General features: G+C 63.0%; 16 protein-coding genes. 4 read left to right on the plus strand and 12 right to left on the minus strand.

Annotation, left to right across the window (positions count from 1 at the left end; translation table 11 throughout):
• Nucleotides 1–88: 88 nt before the first annotated feature.
• Together gltX and gltA are read left to right on the plus strand one after the other, a co-directional pair.
• Nucleotides 89–1,513, plus strand: coding sequence for a glutamate--tRNA ligase (gltX, locus tag ORS3428_RS15520; protein WP_071099288.1), 1,425 nt, complete (start codon nt 89–91; stop codon nt 1,511–1,513).
• 182 nt (nt 1,514–1,695) lie between these two features.
• Nucleotides 1,696–3,024: a citrate synthase gene (gltA, locus tag ORS3428_RS15525; RefSeq protein ID WP_071099124.1), complete on the plus strand. Its 1,329-nt coding sequence runs from the start codon at nt 1,696–1,698 to the stop codon at nt 3,022–3,024.
• Nucleotides 3,025–3,103: 79 nt separating this feature from the next.
• Here the strand turns inward: gltA and lpxB are convergent, their stop codons facing one another.
• The 11 genes from lpxB to pyrH all read right to left on the minus strand — a co-directional run bounded on the left by lpxB (nt 3,104) and on the right by pyrH (nt 14,381).
• Complete coding sequence (lpxB, locus tag ORS3428_RS15530; protein WP_071099125.1) at nt 3,104–4,285, minus strand: lipid-A-disaccharide synthase; 1,182 nt, start codon at nt 4,283–4,285, stop codon at nt 3,104–3,106.
• The gene (locus ORS3428_RS15535) at nt 4,275–5,174 is read right to left on the minus strand and encodes an LpxI family protein (RefSeq protein ID WP_071099290.1); all 900 of its coding nucleotides are present in this window, start codon (nt 5,172–5,174) and stop codon (nt 4,275–4,277) included. The genes lpxB and ORS3428_RS15535 overlap by 11 nt, the downstream gene beginning before the upstream one ends.
• Nucleotides 5,161–5,997 carry an acyl-ACP--UDP-N-acetylglucosamine O-acyltransferase gene (lpxA, locus tag ORS3428_RS15540; RefSeq protein WP_071099289.1) on the minus strand — a complete coding sequence of 279 codons (837 nt, stop codon included), beginning with the start codon at nt 5,995–5,997 and terminating at the stop codon, nt 5,161–5,163. The genes ORS3428_RS15535 and lpxA overlap by 14 nt, the downstream gene beginning before the upstream one ends.
• Nucleotides 5,998–6,013: 16 nt before the next feature.
• Complete coding sequence (fabZ, locus tag ORS3428_RS15545) at nt 6,014–6,475, minus strand: 3-hydroxyacyl-ACP dehydratase FabZ (protein WP_071099126.1); 462 nt, start codon at nt 6,473–6,475, stop codon at nt 6,014–6,016.
• The gene (gene lpxD, locus ORS3428_RS15550; RefSeq protein WP_071099127.1) at nt 6,468–7,523 is read right to left on the minus strand and encodes a UDP-3-O-(3-hydroxymyristoyl)glucosamine N-acyltransferase; all 1,056 of its coding nucleotides are present in this window, start codon (nt 7,521–7,523) and stop codon (nt 6,468–6,470) included. The genes fabZ and lpxD overlap by 8 nt, the downstream gene beginning before the upstream one ends.
• A gap of 77 nt (nt 7,524–7,600) precedes the next feature.
• Complete coding sequence (bamA, locus tag ORS3428_RS15555; RefSeq protein ID WP_071099128.1) at nt 7,601–9,973, minus strand: outer membrane protein assembly factor BamA; 2,373 nt, start codon at nt 9,971–9,973, stop codon at nt 7,601–7,603.
• A gap of 218 nt (nt 9,974–10,191) precedes the next feature.
• Nucleotides 10,192–11,334, minus strand: coding sequence for an RIP metalloprotease RseP (rseP, locus tag ORS3428_RS15560; protein WP_071099129.1), 1,143 nt, complete (start codon nt 11,332–11,334; stop codon nt 10,192–10,194).
• A gap of 103 nt (nt 11,335–11,437) precedes the next feature.
• Nucleotides 11,438–12,253: a phosphatidate cytidylyltransferase gene (locus ORS3428_RS15565; RefSeq protein ID WP_071099130.1), complete on the minus strand. Its 816-nt coding sequence runs from the start codon at nt 12,251–12,253 to the stop codon at nt 11,438–11,440.
• Between the two features lie 11 nt (nt 12,254–12,264).
• Nucleotides 12,265–12,984 (minus strand): isoprenyl transferase, encoded by a 720-nt coding sequence (locus ORS3428_RS15570; RefSeq protein ID WP_083355142.1) that lies wholly within the window; start codon nt 12,982–12,984, stop codon nt 12,265–12,267.
• A 31-nt stretch (nt 12,985–13,015) separates the two neighbouring features.
• Nucleotides 13,016–13,570 carry a ribosome recycling factor gene (frr, locus tag ORS3428_RS15575; protein ID WP_083355152.1) on the minus strand — a complete coding sequence of 185 codons (555 nt, stop codon included), beginning with the start codon at nt 13,568–13,570 and terminating at the stop codon, nt 13,016–13,018.
• 88 nt (nt 13,571–13,658) lie between these two features.
• Nucleotides 13,659–14,381 carry a UMP kinase gene (pyrH, locus tag ORS3428_RS15580; RefSeq protein ID WP_071099132.1) on the minus strand — a complete coding sequence of 241 codons (723 nt, stop codon included), beginning with the start codon at nt 14,379–14,381 and terminating at the stop codon, nt 13,659–13,661.
• Nucleotides 14,382–14,671: 290 nt separating this feature from the next.
• Here pyrH and ORS3428_RS15585 point away from each other — a divergent pair, with 290 nt between their 5' ends.
• Nucleotides 14,672–15,058, plus strand: coding sequence for a hypothetical protein (locus tag ORS3428_RS15585; protein ID WP_071099292.1), 387 nt, complete (start codon nt 14,672–14,674; stop codon nt 15,056–15,058).
• A 36-nt stretch (nt 15,059–15,094) separates the two neighbouring features.
• Nucleotides 15,095–15,613, plus strand: a complete 519-nt coding sequence (locus tag ORS3428_RS15590; protein WP_201788316.1) for a TetR/AcrR family transcriptional regulator — start codon at nt 15,095–15,097, stop codon at nt 15,611–15,613.
• A 144-nt stretch (nt 15,614–15,757) separates the two neighbouring features.
• Here the strand turns inward: ORS3428_RS15590 and ORS3428_RS15595 are convergent, their stop codons facing one another.
• Nucleotides 15,758–16,867 (minus strand): aldo/keto reductase, encoded by a 1,110-nt coding sequence (locus ORS3428_RS15595; RefSeq protein ID WP_071099133.1) that lies wholly within the window; start codon nt 16,865–16,867, stop codon nt 15,758–15,760.
• Nucleotides 16,868–16,888: the final 21 nt, after the last annotated feature.

Raw genomic sequence — 16,888 nt, forward strand, 5'->3', positions numbered from 1 at the left:
TTGCGCCCCAGACCTCCTATGCTACATGAACGCCGACCGCGCGAAAGTCCGCGCAACGCGCCCGCTTCAGTGCTTTTTCGAGAGTTTCATGTCCGACAAGGTCGTTACCCGTTTTGCCCCTTCGCCTACCGGCTACCTGCATATCGGCGGGGCGCGCACGGCGCTGTTCAACTGGCTCTACGCCAAGCACACCGGCGGCACGATGCTGCTGCGCATCGAGGATACCGACCGCGAGCGCTCGACCGAGGCCGCGACCGCCGCCATTCTGGACGGGCTGACGTGGCTCGGGCTCTCCTGGGACGGCGAGGCCGTATCGCAGTTCGAGCGCGCGCCGCGCCACCGCGAGGTGGCCGAAGAGCTCGTGCGTCTGGGCAAGGCCTATTACAGCTATGAGACGCCCGCAGAACTCGAGGCGATGCGCGAGGCCGCACGCGCCAAGGGCCTGCCGCCGCGCTACAACGGCCAGTGGCGCGACCGCGACCCGTCCGAGGCACCGCCCGGCGTCAAGGGCGCGATCCGCATCAAGGCGCCGACCGAGGGCGAAACGATCGTGCATGACCGCGTGCAGGGCGAGGTGCGCTTTCCGAACAAGGATCTCGATGACTTCATCATCCTGCGCTCGGACGGCAACCCGACCTACATGCATGCCGTCGTCGTCGACGWCCACGACATGGGCGTCACACATATCATCCGCGGCGACGATCATCTGACCAACGCCGCGCGCCAGACCGTGATCTACAACGCCATGGGCTGGGCCGTGCCGTCGATGTCGCACATCCCGCTGATCCATGGCGCCGACGGCGCCAAGCTGTCGAAGCGTCACGGCGCGCTCGGCGTCGAGGCTTATCGCGCAATGKGTTACCTGCCGGAGGCTCTGCTCAACTATCTGGCCAGGCTGGGCTGGAGCCACGGCGACGACGAGGTGATGTCGATCAAGGACATGATCTCCTGGTTCGACATCGACGACGTCAACAAGGGTGCCGCCCGCTTCGACTTCGCCAAGCTCGAGGCACTGAACGGCGTCCATATGCGCAAGATGGACGACAAATCCCTTCTCGACATCTTCGTCGCCACCTTGCCCTATCTCGAAGGCGGACCGGCGCTCGCGGCAAAGCTCGACGACAGGCGCCAGGCCCAATTGCTTGCCGCCATGCCCGGCCTCAAGGAGCGGGCGAAGACGCTGGTAGAGCTCGTCGAGGGCGCCGCCTTCCTGTTCGCGGAGCGGCCCCTGCAGCTCGATGAGAAGGCCGCGGGCTTGCTCGGCGCTGACGCGCGCGCGATTCTGCGCGGCGCCCATGCCGCGCTCGCGGCGATTCCCGGCGAGTGGAGCGCTAGCGCTGCGGAAGCCGCTATTCGTGACTTTGCGCAGGCCGGAGGCCACAAGCTCGGCGCCGTGGCCCAACCGCTGAGAGCCGCGCTCACCGGCCGGAGCACCTCGCCCGGCGTGTTCGACGTGCTTGCCGTGCTGGGCCGCGACGAAAGTCTGGCGCGCATTGGAGATCAAATCGATTAGGAGCGAACTGGCCCAAGAAGATTGGCATTGAAAGGTGTGTTTCGCAGTGCAACATTAGGCCTTGGCCCAATCTGGCACGCACCCCCTAAAATGCGGTGGTAAGTTCGCGCATTCCGGTGATTTCGACGTGTCGTTTGCAGGAATTGCCTTGCCGGCATGAGGAAACATTAAAGGAGTTTGCAATGAGCGAAGCTGCGACAAAGATGGAAACGGGCAGCAAGACGCGCGAGTCGACCGCCAAGCTCGAGCTCGCCGGCAAGACCCACGAATTCAAGGTGCGAAGCGGTTCGGTCGGGCCCGACGTCATCGATATCGGTTCGCTCTACAGCACCACCGGCGCCTTCACCTACGATCCGGGCTTCACCTCGACGGCAAGCTGCGAGTCGGCGATCACCTTCATCGATGGCGATGCCGGCATCCTTCTGCATCGCGGCTATCCGATCGACCAGCTTGCCGAGCATGGCGACTTCCTCGAGGTCTGCTACCTCCTGCTCTACGGCGAACTGCCGACCAAGGCGCAGAAGGACGACTTCGACTATCGCGTGACGCGCCACACCATGGTGCATGAGCAGATGTCGCGCTTCTTCACCGGCTTCCGCCGCGACGCGCACCCGATGGCCGYCATGTGCGGCGTGGTCGGCGCGCTTTCGGCCTTCTACCACGACTCGACCGACATCTCGGACCCGTACCAGCGCATGGTCGCCTCGATGCGGCTGATCGCCAAGATGCCGACCATCGCCGCGATGGCCTACAAGTACCACATCGGCCAGCCCTTCATTTATCCGAAGAACGACCTCGGCTTCGCGGCCAACTTCCTGCACATGTGCTTTGCCGTGCCGTGCGAGGAGTACAAGATCAATCCGGTGCTGGCGCGCGCCATGGAACGCATCTTCATCCTGCACGCCGACCACGAGCAGAACGCATCGACCTCGACGGTGCGCCTTGCCGGTTCGTCGGGTGCCAATCCATTCGCCTGCATCGCCGCCRGCATCGCCTGTCTTTGGGGTCCGGCGCATGGCGGCGCCAATGAGGCGGCCCTCAACATGCTGGGCGAGATCGGCCATGTCGATCACATCCCCGAATTCATCGCCCGCGCCAAGGACAAGAACGATCCGTTCCGCCTGATGGGCTTCGGCCACCGCGTCTACAAGAACTACGATCCGCGCGCCAAGATCATGCAGAAGACCGCGCATGAGGTCCTGGGCGAACTCGGCATCAAGGACGACCCGCTGCTCGACATCGCGATGGAACTGGAGAAGATCGCGCTGACCGACGAATATTTCATCGCCAAGAAGCTCTATCCGAACGTCGACTTCTATTCGGGCATCACGCTGAAGGCGCTGGRCTTCCCCACCACCATGTTCACCGTGCTGTTCGCTGTCGCGCGCACCGTCGGCTGGATCGCGCAGTGGAAGGAAATGATCGAGGACCCGCATCAGAAGATCGGCCGCCCGCGCCAGCTTTACACCGGCGCCACAGAACGCGACTACGTGCCGATTGCGAAGCGGTGATTTGAGCGAATAGCGAAATAGCGAGTAGCGAATAGGGAAGAAAGCTGCGAAGCGCTGAGYGACCCTACCTCGCTATTCGCTACTCCCTGTTCGCTCTCCTTATGCATCCCAGCACCACCTCGGCAGCGATCTCGCCGGAGGGCTTTCCAGTTGCCATGCGCCTGGCGATCTCGGCAAAGCCGGCCTTCTGCCAGGCGCGCATGCCGGTATCGGCAAACAGGCCTTCGAGCTGGCGCGCCAGGTTTTCCGGCCGGACGTACTGATCGTAAAACTCTGGCACCAGCGTGCGGTCGGCGATCAGGTTGGGCAGCAGCGCCGACCACGTCGTCACGAGATGTTGCAGCAGTTGCCTTGCGATCGGATCGAGCTTGTAGCTGGAGACCATCGGGACACCTGACAGCGCAAGCTCAAGTGAGACGGTTCCCGAGGCGATCAATGCCGCGTCGGCTTTGCCGAAAGCCTGCCATTTGCGCTCCGGATCGGTGATGATCTCGGGCTTCTCGTCCCAGTTCGCGACCGACATCTTCACCAGGTCGGCGACTTGCGGCACCGTCGGCAGCAGCAGCCGCAACCGGTGGCCGCGCTGACGCAGGACCGACATCGTCCTGCCGAATGGGTCGATAAGCCGGCGCACCTCGCTGCGGCGCGAGCCTGGCAGCACAAGCAGCGTCTTGACACGATCCTCCGACAGGTCCCGCGGCAGGCTTTGCGCCTTGGCGGCGCTGAGCACGCCAGGGTCCTGCGTCAGCCGGTGGCCGACATAAGTGCCCGGAGGCCCTCCGAGGCGGGCAAGCGCCTTCGCTTCGAAAGGCAGGATGCACAGTATGTGATCCACATAGGGCTTCATCGCCGCAGCCCTTCCCGGCCGCCATGCCCACACGCTCGGGCAGACGTAGTGGATGATCGGGATAGCGGGCGCGGCGGCGCGGACCTTTTTGGCGACGCGCAGCGAAAAGTCGGGGCTGTCGATGGTGATCAGGCAGTCCGGCCGCTCCGCCGCTATGGTGGCGGCGGTCTGGCTGATGCGACGCATCAGCCGCGGCAGGTCGCGCAAGACGGCGCTGAAGCCGATCAGCGCGATCTCGCTGCCGTCGAAGAGCGGCGTCAGTCCAAGTTCCTTGAGATGCCGACCGCCAATGCCGACGAGCTGGATCCTGCGGCCGGTCGTCTTCTCCAGCGCGCGCACGATGTCGGCGCCCAGCAGGTCGCCCGATTCCTCGCCGGCGACGATGGCGATCTTCAATGGCTTCTCACCGGCCATGAGCCGGCTCCGTTGCCGGGAAACCGACGATGAACAAGCCGAGCGCATTGGCGCGCGACATGGTCGTCGGACCTTCGAGAATGAGCGAGCGGCCGGCCTCGACAGCTATGCCGGCCAGGCCTGCGGCATGCGCGGCCTCGACCGTCTGCGGGCCTATCGCGGGCAAGTCGGCGCGCAATTCCTGGCCCGGCTTGGCGCATTTGACAAGAACGCCGCGCGTTCTTCCGGCGAGCCTGCCGTGTTGCCGCAACTCTCTCGTCCGCTCCAGCAGGCCGGCCGTGCCCTCGATGCCTTCCAGCGCGATGACCCGCCCGCCGATCGCAATTGCCGCCTGGCCGATATCCATGGCGCCGATGGCCTTGGCTGCGGCGCGGCCAGCCTCGATATCGCGCCAATCCGCTTTCTGTGGTCCTGCGGCGGTCAACGTGCCCTCGCCGGCGGCGAGGCCCGGAACGACCTCATGCGCGCCGACCACCTTGATGCCCCGCCTCTCTAGGCTCCGCGTCAGCACCTTCAGAAGCCCGTCATCGCCGCGCGCCAGCGCGACGATCACCGATGGCACGATTGCCAGCAGCCCGAAGCTGAGGCGCAGATCGGTCAGCCGCGGCCTGCGCTTGATTTCACCGGCAAGGACCAGATGGGTCACGCCGTGGCTTTTCAGCGTCGCCACCAGGGAGCCGATCTGCTCGAGTGCCATGGTGACGTGTTCGTATCGGCGGAGCTGTGCGCTGTCAGCCTCACCCTCCATCAACAGAATGAAGGGCGCATAACCCTGCGTGGCGAGGCCGTCGGCGACTTCCACTGGAAGGCTGCCGCCCCCGGCGATGATACCGACCCTGGAGCCCGGCGCGAGTGCGAGCGCTGACCCGGCGGGCTCAGCCCTCGTCATCGCCATCGTCATCGCCGCCACCGCCCTTGAGCGGTGGGACGGCATACTGCCGCTTGCCGCGACTGCTGATGAATTCGATCATCTTCATCGCCGTCGGCGAGGAGGCGAATTTCGCCTTGGCAATCTCGACATTCTCACCGACGGTGCGAGAGTGGTCGAAAATCGTCCTGTAAGCCCTGCGCAGCAGGTAGATTTCAGCCCGCGGCAGTCCGGAGCGCTTCAGGCCGATGATGTTGAGCCCGCGCAGCTTGGCACGATTGCCGACGGCTATCGCATAGGGAATGACGTCGCCAACGACCGCCGAGCAGCCGCCGATGAAGGCGTTGTCGCCGATGCGGACAAACTGATGAACGGCGGTCAGGCCGCCGATATAGACGTTGTCGCCGATCTCGCAGTGTCCGCCGAGCGTCGCACCGTTGGCGAAAGTGGCATTCTTGCCGACGACGCAGTCATGGGCGATGTGGGCGTAGGCCAGGAAATTCCCGTTGTTGCCGACGATCGTCTCGCCGCGGCTGGAATCCGTGCCGACATGCATGGTGACGCCTTCACGGATGGTGCAATTTTCGCCGATGACCAGCGTGGTGCGCCCGCCCTTATGCTTGGTGTTCTGCGGCGGCGCTCCCAGCGTTGCCATCGGATAGACCTTGGTCGAGGCGCCGACGGTGGTCGCGCCCATCACCGAGACATGGCTGACCAGCTCGACGCGATCGCCGATGATGGCATCCTGGCCTACATGGCAGAAGGGCCCGATGCGCACGCCTTCGCCGAGCTGCGCACCTTCTTCGACGACCGAGGAAGGATGGATTGATGTCTCAACTTTCATGAGCATTTTCGAACCGTCAGCCGGTGACCATCATGGCCGAAACCTCGGCTTCGGCGGCCTTTGCCCCGTCGACCATGGCCTCGCAGGCGAATTTCAACAGGTTGCCGCGCTTCTTGATCTTCTTGACGTGGATCCTGAGCTGATCGCCCGGCACCACCGGCTTGCGGAACTTCGCGTTGTCGATGGTCATGAAATAGACCAGTGACGGCTTTTCCGTGTTGAGGCTGCGGATGCAGATCGCGCCGGCGGTCTGCGCCATGGCCTCGATGATGAGCACGCCCGGCATCACCGGCTGCTGCGGGAAATGACCCTGAAAATGCGGCTCGTTGATGGTCACGTTCTTGATGCCGACAGCGGAGTCGTCGCCGTCGATGTCGACGATGCGGTCGATCAGCAGGAACGGATAGCGGTGCGGGAGGAGCTTCATAAGCCCCATTATGTCGACCGCTTCGAGTGTCGTCGTAACCATGTCAGCCATTTCCGTCGCCCTGCTTGCGGCTCTTGGCGACCTTGCGCAGCCAGGCGATCTCGCGCAAGGCTTCGGCCATCGGCTGTGCCGGATAACCTGCCCAGATCTCGCCTGCCGGCACGTTGCTCATGAATCCGCTTCTCGCTGCAAGCTTGGCCCCAGGGCCTATGGTCAAATGATCGGCAAGACCGACGCCGCCACCCATTGTGACGTTGTCGCCGACGACGACCGAACCGGAAATACCCGAAAGCCCGGCTATAATGCAATTGCGGCCGATGCGAACGTTGTGGGCGATCTGCACCAGATTGTCGATCTTGGTGCCCTGGCCGATGATCGTGTCGGACATCGCGCCCCGATCGACCGTGCTGTTCGAGCCGATCTCGACATCGTCCTGGATGATGACGCGGCCGATCTGCGGCACGCGCTCGGGCCCCTTGGCGCCGCCAACGAAGCCGAAGCCGTCCTGGCCGATTCTTGCGCCGCCATGGATAATGACGCGGTTGCCGATGAGGGCATATTGGATGCTGGCGCCCGGACCGACGTAACCGTCGCGGCCGATCTTGCACGAGCGGCCAATGACGGCGTTGGGCGCAACGACGGTGCCGCTGCCGATGGACACGCCGGGACCAATCACTGCGCCGGCCTCGACGATGGCGCCGGTTTCCACATGCGCGGACGGGTCGATATGCGCTTGCGGCGAAATGCCGGTTTCGCCCGTCATCGGCCCAGGAGTGGAAGCCTGCGGAAACAGCAGCCGCCCGACCATCGCGAAGGCCTGCTGCGGACGCGGATGCACCAGCACCGCAATCCCCTGCGGCGCTCGGTTGGCAAAGTCGCCGGGGCACAAAACGGCAGCAGCCTTAAGCGACTGCATCAGAGCGAAATTGCGCTTGCCGTCGACGAAAACGAGCGCGCCGTCACCGCCCTCATTGGCAGGTGCCAATGCTTCGATGGCAACATCGGCCTGCGAGGAATCAACGAGATTGGCGCCGGTCAGATTCGCGACCTCGCCGGCCGTATACCGGCGTGAAGGCGCGAAGAATACCGGATCGGTCATTCCAGAAACATATCCAGCTCGGTCGGATCAGCCTATTCCGGGTCGTCAAACGACCCGGAAACATCGCAACCCACGAATTAGAAACGGGTCGCTATGCCGAAGTTGAACTCCTGCACTTTGTCGGTCGGCTCCTTCTTGACCGGAACCGCATAGTCGATGCGGATCGGGCCGAACGGCGAAGCCCACATCAGGCCGACACCGACCGAAGCGCGCCACTGCATGCCAGTTGTCGACGGGTCAACCAGAGCGTCGCCAAGCTTATTGCCATACAACGTCGCTGCATCTGCGAAGACTGCACCACGCAGCCCGAAGCTCTCCGGAATGACCGGCAACGGGAACTGCGCTTCTGCCGAGGCATTGAAATAAGTCGTGCCGCCGAGATGGTCGCCACTGGACCCCACAGCTACGGGACCGATACCACCATACTCGAAGCCGCGTATCATGCGATCATTGCTCTGGAAGTAGTCAAAGATGCGCAGATCGTTGCTACCATAGCCTTCTATGTGGCCAGCGCCACCGGAGACCAGCCCGACCAGGTCAAGCTGCTCGGAAAGAGTCTGGTAAACACTTGCACGCCCGGTCACTTTCACCCACTTGGCATCGCCGCCAAGACCAGCGAACTCTGTCGTGCCGGTGATGTAGAGACCCTCATGCGGGTTCTTCATGTCGTCGATGGTGTTGTAAACCAGACCCAGGCTGACCGAAGACTTCAGCCAAGGGCTTTCCTCAATACCATTTAGAATGGCCTGAGAGATGTCACAGCCGGGGTCAGGAACTCCGTCGCCATTGGCATCGCAGCTGTCGGAAAGCTTATATTTCTCCTGCGCGATGTTATACGCCAGTTGGGTCGAGATGTTGTCGGTAATCGGTAAGCCGAAACGGATGGTCGCGCCGGTGACGTCGCTGTCATAGTGCTTGTATTCGCGGGTCGACTTATAGATATCGAAGCCCGCGGCGATGCGCCGACCGAGGAAATACGGCTCGGTGAAGGAAATGCTGTAGTCGCGCGAATGCCTGYCACCGCCGGCCGCCAGCTTGATGTACTGGCCGCGGCCGAGGAAGTTGCGCTCGGTGATCGAGCCCTCGACGGACGGACCCGGCGTGTCGCCGCCGGTCGAATAGCCGGCGCCGATCGAGAACTCGCCGGTCGACTTCTCGACCACGTCGACCACCAGGACAACCTGATCGGGAGCCGACCCGGGAACAGTCGAGATATCGACTTTCTCAAAATAATCCAGAGCTTCCAGCCGCTTCTTCGCGCGCTGGATGAGGACCTGGTTGAACGCATCGCCTTCGCTGACGTCGAATTCGCGACGGATGACGTAGTCGCGCGTGCGGTCGTTGCCGCGGATCTCGATGCGCTCGATATACGCCTTGGTGCCCTGATCGATGGTGTAGACGATCGAGATCGTGTGGTTTTCGAAATTGCGGTCGCCGCGCGGCGTCACCTGGGCAAAGGGATAGCCGGATCCCGCGACCTTCTCGGTGAGCGCGACGAGCGTGTCCTCGACGTCCTTGGCATTGTAGACGTCGCCCTTGTGGGTTTCGACCACTGATTGCAGCGCCTTCGAGTCGACCTCGGGGATGGTGCTTTCGACGCTGATGTCGCCGAAGGTGTAGCGCTCGCCTTCCTGCACCGTGATCGTGACCGTGTATTTGTTGGTGGCCTCATCCAACTCGCCGACAGCCGAGACGACCTGGAAGTCGGCATAGCCGTGATTGTAGTAGAACCGGCGCAGCAATTCCTGGTCGGCGCGCAGCTTGTCCTCGTCATAGACGTCGTCGCGCAGCACGAAGGAAAGCCAGGACGAACGCTTGGTGTTGATCACGTCCGACAGGCGACGGCTGGAAAAGGCGCTGTTGCCAACGAAGTTGATGGCCGCGATCTGYGTGCGCGCGCCTTCATTGATGTTGAAGACGACGTTCACGCGATTGTCGCCGAGATCCATGATCTGCGTGGTGACGGCGGCGTCGTCGCGGCCGATGCGCTTGTAGGCCGCCTTGATCGCCTCGACGTCGGCATCGAGCGCCTGCTGCGAGAAAGTCGCGCGCGGCTTCAGCTGAATGGCCGCCTGAAGGGCGTTGTCCTTGATCTTCTTGTTGCCCTGGAACAGGACCTGGTTGACGACCTTGTATTCGGAAACCTTGACGACCAGCGTCGAGCCGACCTGGTTGATCTGCACGTCCGAAAACAGCCCGGTGCCGAACAACGCCTTCACTGCTGCGTCGATGTCAGCGCTGGAGAAGGCCTTGCCAGGCTTGATCGAAATGTAATTGCGGATGGTTTCGGCATCGACACGCTGGTTGCCGCGGACCTCGACCCTGCTGACAACCGCTGCTTCAGCTACCGATGTGGCAACGAACTGCACTGCGAGCGCGCCTGGCATAACCAGCGCGGCGGACAAAGCCGCCGCGGACGCGGCGCTCAGAAACTTGGATGCTGCCTTCATCGGGCTTTTGTACCTTTTTCTCGTAGTCCCCACGGCGAGAAAACCGGACGTGCGGTATTTTCCCTTACCGTATTAACCGGATTTTCCCTACACGCAAGGCTCCCGGTTAATTTGTATTTACTTAACCCTGTTGCGTGGCTTTCGCGTCACGCATATCCCCACGCATGGTAAACGGCGTCTCAACAGGGTCGGGGCCGAAGCCAAATTCCTTCATGATTTCAGCACCCAAACAGATCATTCCAAAAAACGAAGCCCATGAAGCCGAGCACCAGGATGAGACCGGTCCGATAGGCCATCTCCATCATCCGCTCCGACACGGGCCGCCTTATGACGGCCTCGACGCCGTAGAACAACAGGTGGCCGCCGTCGAGAGGGGGAATCGGCAGAAGGTTGAGAATCCCTATACCGACTGACAGAAATGCCACAAGCTGCACCAGCCACTCGAAGCCGAGTTTGGCGGCCTGACCCGACATTTTTGYAATCTTGATCGGTCCGCCCAGCTGGCATCTGTCCTCGCGTCCGACGACAAACCGCTTCAGGAACTGGCCGGTGCGCTCAATGACGTGCCCGGTTTCCTCGACGGCCGCCGAAAGCGCACCGGCGGGGGTGTAGGAGATCAGTCTCGGCTGCCCGAGCTCGGCGTTGTTGGCGACGCCGATGATCGCGACCTTGACCTTGTTGCCCAGGGCATCCTGCTGCTCCATCAGCTCTGGCGCCGCCGTGACGGTGATTTCCTTGCCGTCGCGAAGCATGGTGAAAGTGATGGTGTCGCCGGCGCGGCCCGAGACCAGACGCTGAACGTCGGCGAAGGTCTCCACCTTGGCGCCGTCGACTTTGACGAATCGGTCGCCAGGCTGGATGCCTGCCCGCGCCGCCGGACTGCCGGCGGTGACTTCGGCCACCATGGGCTCCATGACCGGACGGCCGTAAAGCGAAAACAGCACCGCGAAGACAGCGATCGTCAGCAGGAAATTGAACAGCGGCCCGGCAACGACCGTCGCCGCGCGCTTCCAGATCGGCTGGGTGTGGAAGGCGACCTCGCGCTCGGCCTCGGTCAATGATTCGATATCTTCGGCGCTCGGCTGGCTCGACGTCGCGTTCATGTCGCCGACGAATTTGACATAGCCGCCAAGCGGAATGGCGCAAAGCTTCCAGCGCGTGCCGCGGCGATCGTTGAAGCCGAAGAGTTCCGGGCCGAAGCCGATGGAGAAGGCCTTCACGCCGATGCCGCACCAGCGGCCGATGAGATAGTGGCCCATCTCGTGCACGAACACCACGGCGGTGAGCACGAACACAAACGGAACGAGCGTGCCAAGGACGAACCCTTGAGTGCTGAAGAGCGTGTGAAGAATATCGTTCAAGTCATGCCCTCAAATTAGCCCAGCGCGACACTCGGACGCGACTGTGGCATCAATCCGGGCGAATCCGCGGTCCGCGTCGTTTTTCGCCCCGCGGCGACGCCATTCAGTTCGGAAACAGCCCCATTGCCGGATGGTCGGCGCCCGCCGCGATCCAACCAATGACGTACAGGGTGAAGGCGGCCGCGACAAGTCCGTCCACCCTATCCATGATTCCGCCATGGCCGGGAATCAGATTGCTCGAATCCTTGCAGCCGTGCCGGCGCTTGACCCAGGATTCGAACAGGTCGCCGATCTGCGAAACGACCGAGAGCGCCAAGGCCACAACACCCAGCATGACGAGATTGCCGGCCCCGGTCACGATTGCCAGCAGCAACCCGGCGACAACGCCGCCGACGGCCCCGCCAAGCGCGCCGCTTTGCGTCTTGCCGGGCGAGATAGACGGCGCGAGCTTCGGACCGCCGACCGCGCGGCCGACGAAATAGGCCGCTATGTCGGTCGCCCAGACCACCGCGAACAGGAAGAGGATAGCGATCAGTCCGGAATGGTTGTCACCGCGCAGGTAGGCGAGCGAAAGGCCGGACAGGGCCGCGTAAACCAGTCCCGACGCCTCCCATTGCGCGGTCCCTTGGATGCTTGTGGCCGTTGCGGCGATCGCGGCTAGTACTGCGATCACAAGCAGCAGCCACAGAGCCGGCAGCCCGGCAATCAACGCGACAACGAAGACCGCGATCAGCGCTTCCGGCAGAAAGCCTGACCTGGCGCCGCTTGCGGAACGGGACATGCGCGTCCATTCGTAGAAGATCAGTGCCGCGATCGCCGCGCAGAACAGGCGGAACGGCAGCCCGCCGAGCCAGGTGAGAACAAGCGTAACGGCCGCCATCACGATGGCCGAGATGACGCGCTGCTGGAGGTTGCTCATCTGCGTCGGCGCTACAAGGCGACGTCTCGGGCGGCGAGCCCGCCGAAGCGGCGTTCGCGACCGGCAAAGTCTCGCAGGGCTTCGGCCAGATGCTCCCGGCTGAAGTCCGGCCAGTAGCAGGGCAGGAAGACGAGCTCGCTATAGGCGGCCTGCCACAACAGGAAGTTCGACAACCTGAGCTCACCGCTGGTGCGGATCACCAGGTCCGGATCGGGAATGCCTTCGGTGTCGAGCGAACCGGCAAAGCTCTCCATCGTGATCGCGTCGCTGTCCATCTCGCCGCGCGCGACGGCTGCGGCGAGCTTGCGCGCGGTGCGCACGATCTCGTCGCGGCCGCCATAGTTGAAGGCGATGACAAGCGTCAGCGCCTCATTGCCCGCAGTCAGCGATTCGGCTTCCTGCAGCAGGCCCCTGATGTCGGGCTGCAGCCCTTCCCTGTCGCCGATCACCCTTACCCGCACGCCGTTCTGGTGCAGCTCGGCGAGGTCGCGACGGATGAAGAGTTTCAACAGACCCATCAGGTCGCTGACTTCCGATTTCGGCCGCGACCAGTTTTCCGACGAGAAGGCGTAGACCGTCAGACAGGAAATGCCGAGCTCGGGCGCGGCGCGCACCGTCTTGCGCAGAGCCTCCACGCCGGCACGGTGGCCGGCAAGCCGCGGCATGCCGCGCGCCTTGGCCCAGCGTCCGTTTCCATCCATGATGATCGCGACATGCGCGGGCGTTGCCATGGTCTCGCTTCCGAGCCGGTAAAAACCGACCCTAAACCTGCATGATCTCAGCTTCCTTATCGGAAAGCAGGTGATCGATGGTGCTGATCATCTCGTCGGTCAGCTTCTGAACCTGGTCGGAGCGCTTGCGATGATCGTCTTCGCTGAGCGTGCCGTCCTTTTCGGCCTTTTTCAGGAAATCCATGCCGTCGCGGCGCACATGGCGCACCGCGACGCGCGCATTCTCGGCATAGCTATGCGAGATCTTGACCAGTTCCTTGCGGCGCTGCTCGTTGAGTTCGGGCAGCGGAATCCTAAGCGTGGTGCCGTCGACGATCGGGTTGAAACCGAGATTGGACTCGCGGATGGCGCGGTCGACGGCGCCGACCATCGACTTGTCCCACACTGAAACCGACAGCATACGCGGCTCCGGTACCGAGATGTTGGCCACCTGGTTGATCGGCATCGCCGTGCCGTAGGCCTGGACCTGGATTGCGTCGAGCAGGTTGCTGGACGCGCGGCCGGTGCGCAGCGAAGCGAGATCGTGCTTGAAGGCCGCGATGGCTCCGTCCATGCGCCGCTTGAGGTCGTCGTACTCGCCACTCATGATCATCTCCTCGACCCGTTCGCCGGGTTCACTGTTTGTGTTCTGGCTTCCCGCGAAACCAGCGCTCGCCTAACGATCCCGGCCTCGGTCAATTGTCRGCGACGATCGTGCAATGGCCGCCGCCTCTCAGAATTTCGCCGAAACCACCTTTTTCGTGGATCGAATAGACGATTATCGGAATGTTGTTTTCGCGCGCAAGTGCAATCGCGGCCGTATCCATGATCGTAAGCCCGCGTTTGATAACCTCGGCATGACTTATGCGGTCGAAACGGATCGCGTTCGGATCCTTCTTAGGGTCGGCCGAATAGACGCCGTCGACCTGGGTGCCCTTGAAGAGCGCGTCGGCGCCGATCTCGGCGGCGCGAAGCGCGGCGGCCGAATCGGTGGTGAAGAACGGATTGYCGGTGCCGCCGGCGAAGATGACCACCTTGCCCTGGTTCATGTAGGCCGTCGCCTGGCGCTGCGAGAAGCTCTCGCAGAGCTCCGGCATGGCGATGGCCGACAGCACGACGGCGTCGACGCCGATCTTGTTGAGCGAGGTGCGCAGCGCCAGCGAGTTGATCACGGTGGCCAACATGCCCATGTGGTCGCCGGTGACGCGGTCGCCGCCCTTGGAGGCGACGGCCACGCCGCGGAAGATGTTGCCGCCGCCGATGACGACGCCGACTTCGATGCCGAGCGCCCTCGCCTCGGCAATGTCGGCGGCGATGCGGTCGACGACCGAAACGTCGATGCCGAAATGCTGTTCTCCCATCAACGCTTCGCCCGAAGCTTTCAGCAAGACACGTCGATAGAGGGGCTTCACCGTCATCTGGTTCCTCGAAAATCTCGGCGCGGGCAAATCTGGAGGCGAAAGCTGCCCCGCTTCGCCTGGCGGCGCTGGCATGATGGTTCGACCCGATACACGAAGGGCGCGGCGATGTCACGCGAGGCGCGCCCATTCCCGGACCTTTCACGCGGCCGCCGTTTACCGATCTCTCCCGGGCCTAACTTTCAATACACGGGCCATTGGCTCTGGGTTCGGTCCCGCTTGACACTATGTCGCGGAGGACAATTCTGCACTTAGACCGACCGGTCGGTCTAAGTGCAAGGGAGGTTAAGTTGCATATCGCAAAGGAAATGATCGACGTGAGGCTGAACGTGCCCGGAGCCGTCGTCCGGCAGCAATTGGGATTTGGCGACGCCACTGGCTACAGCCAGATAAGCGGCGAGTACTTCAGCCTTGCCGCCGGTGTGGATACAGCGCCATTGTTCGAAGGGCTGGACGGCAACATGTGCCAGTGTCCGCATTGGGGCTTTGTCCTACGCGGCCAACTGACGACAACGGACGCGGCAGGGCAATCTGAGACTGTGAAGACCGACGATCTCTTCTATTGGCCGCCGGGCCATAATGTTAAGGTCGACGAGGATGCCGAGATCGTGATGTTCAGCCCACAGCACGAACACAGCCATGTGATCGATCACATGATCGCGCGGACCAAGAAATAGACATCAGCCGGAAGGCAGGCTGGGAGAGAGCAGCGCGTGAGTGCAGTCAAGGAGCGCATGATCGAGGAAGGCCTGCGGATGCTGCTCGAACGGGGCTACAACGGGCTCGGCGTTCAGGCCGTGCTGGAGACAACCAATAGTCCCAAGGGCTCATTCTATCATTATTTCAGAAGCAAGGAGGACTTTGCCCTGAAGGTGATAGACACCTACGTTGCCGGCGTTCACGCGCTGCTCGATCGCTGCATGAGCGATCGAGCGTTGCCGCCGCTGCAGCGGATCAGGCTGTTCTTTGAGACGGTCGCTCGATCCTATCGGGACGAGGGGTATCTGGGTTGCCTGATGGGTGGGCTGGGGCAGGAACTGTCCGGCGTCAGCGAAGTCTTTCGGGAGAAGATCGAATGGTGCTTTTCTTCCATCGCCCAACGCCTGGCGCCGGCCATCGAGGATGGCGCAACTGGCCGGGACTGTGCCGGCAACAACCGATGCGCGTCATCTCGCCGATCTGCTTGTCGACTGTTGGGAGGGCGCCGCTCTGCGCAGCAGGTTGCGACGTGACCCAACGCGCTGATGGCGATGCTGGATTTCTATCTCAACTCTTTGACTGCCGCCGCCGATTGAGCGGGCTCATAGCAAGACGGTGCGGGGCGCCGCGCGATTCGCAACGCCCTGCATAATTACCCGCCAACGCGGCGCAACCTATCAGTTGCTGCTGATGCTCACCGCCTCGCCTTCGACCAGGACCGGCGGCGAATAGCCGGACGGCTTGTCGCCGGTCACGACACCGCCGGTCACCCTGACCTGGATCTCGGGTCCAAAAAAGCAATGCGGGAACGGCGCCGGCGCGCTGCTTGCCGAATCGAGCCGCTTGCGAAGCTCGGGCGGAATCGAAAAGTCGAGAGCCGCGAGATTGTCCTGCAACTGGGCAAGCTTCGTCGCGCCGAGGATGACACTGGCGACACCGGGCTGCGTCGCCGCCCAGTTGAGCGCAACCTGGGCCATGCTGCGCCCGAGTTCGGCGGCCACCTTTTCGAGCTCCGCTACGATGGCCCAGTTGCGGTCGCTGAATTTCTGGAAGCCCGGATGCGTGGTCTTGCGGAAACCGTCGAGCCTTCCGGCATTGCCGGCTTGCGTCGGACGGTATTTGCCGCTGAGCAGGCCGCTGGCCAGCGGGCTCCACACCATGATGCCGGCGCCGTGACGTGTGGCGAAAGGCACGAATTCATGCTCGATCGAGCGTTCGGCCAGCGAATATTCGAGCTGCAGGGCCGAGACCGGCTCATAGCCGCGCAGTTCCGTGATCGCCTGCGCCCGCCCTGCATACCAGGCCGGCACGTCGGAGAGGCCGATATGGCGCACCTTGCCCGCACGCACCAGGTCGTCCAGCGTGCGCAGCACCTCCTCGGCCGGCGTCAGCCTGTCCCACACATGCATGAGATAGAGGTCGATATAGTCGGTACCGAGCCGTTTCAGCGAAGCGTCGACGGCGCGCATGATGTTCTTGCGGCCATTGCCGCCGGCATTCGGATTGCCGGGCTCCTTGTTCATCGTGAATTTGGTGGCGATCACCGCCTTGTCGCGCAAGCCCCGCTCGGCGACGAACTCGCCGAGCCAGGTCTCGGCCGTGCCGCCGGTGTAGAGGTCGGCGGTGTCGAAGAAATTGCCGCCGGCCTCGACATACGCATCGAACATGGCGCGGGCGGTATCCCTGTCCGCGCCCCAGCCCCATTCGGTGCCGAAGGTCATGGTGCCGAGTGCCAGCCGGCTGACGCGCAGGCCGCTGTTGCCGAGCGTGTAGTAGTTCATGGTCATGATGGTCTCCGATCCTGTCTG

The sequence above is a fragment of the Mesorhizobium sp. ORS 3428 genome (assembly GCF_001854785.1).
Lineage (GTDB): Bacteria > Pseudomonadota > Alphaproteobacteria > Rhizobiales > Rhizobiaceae > Mesorhizobium.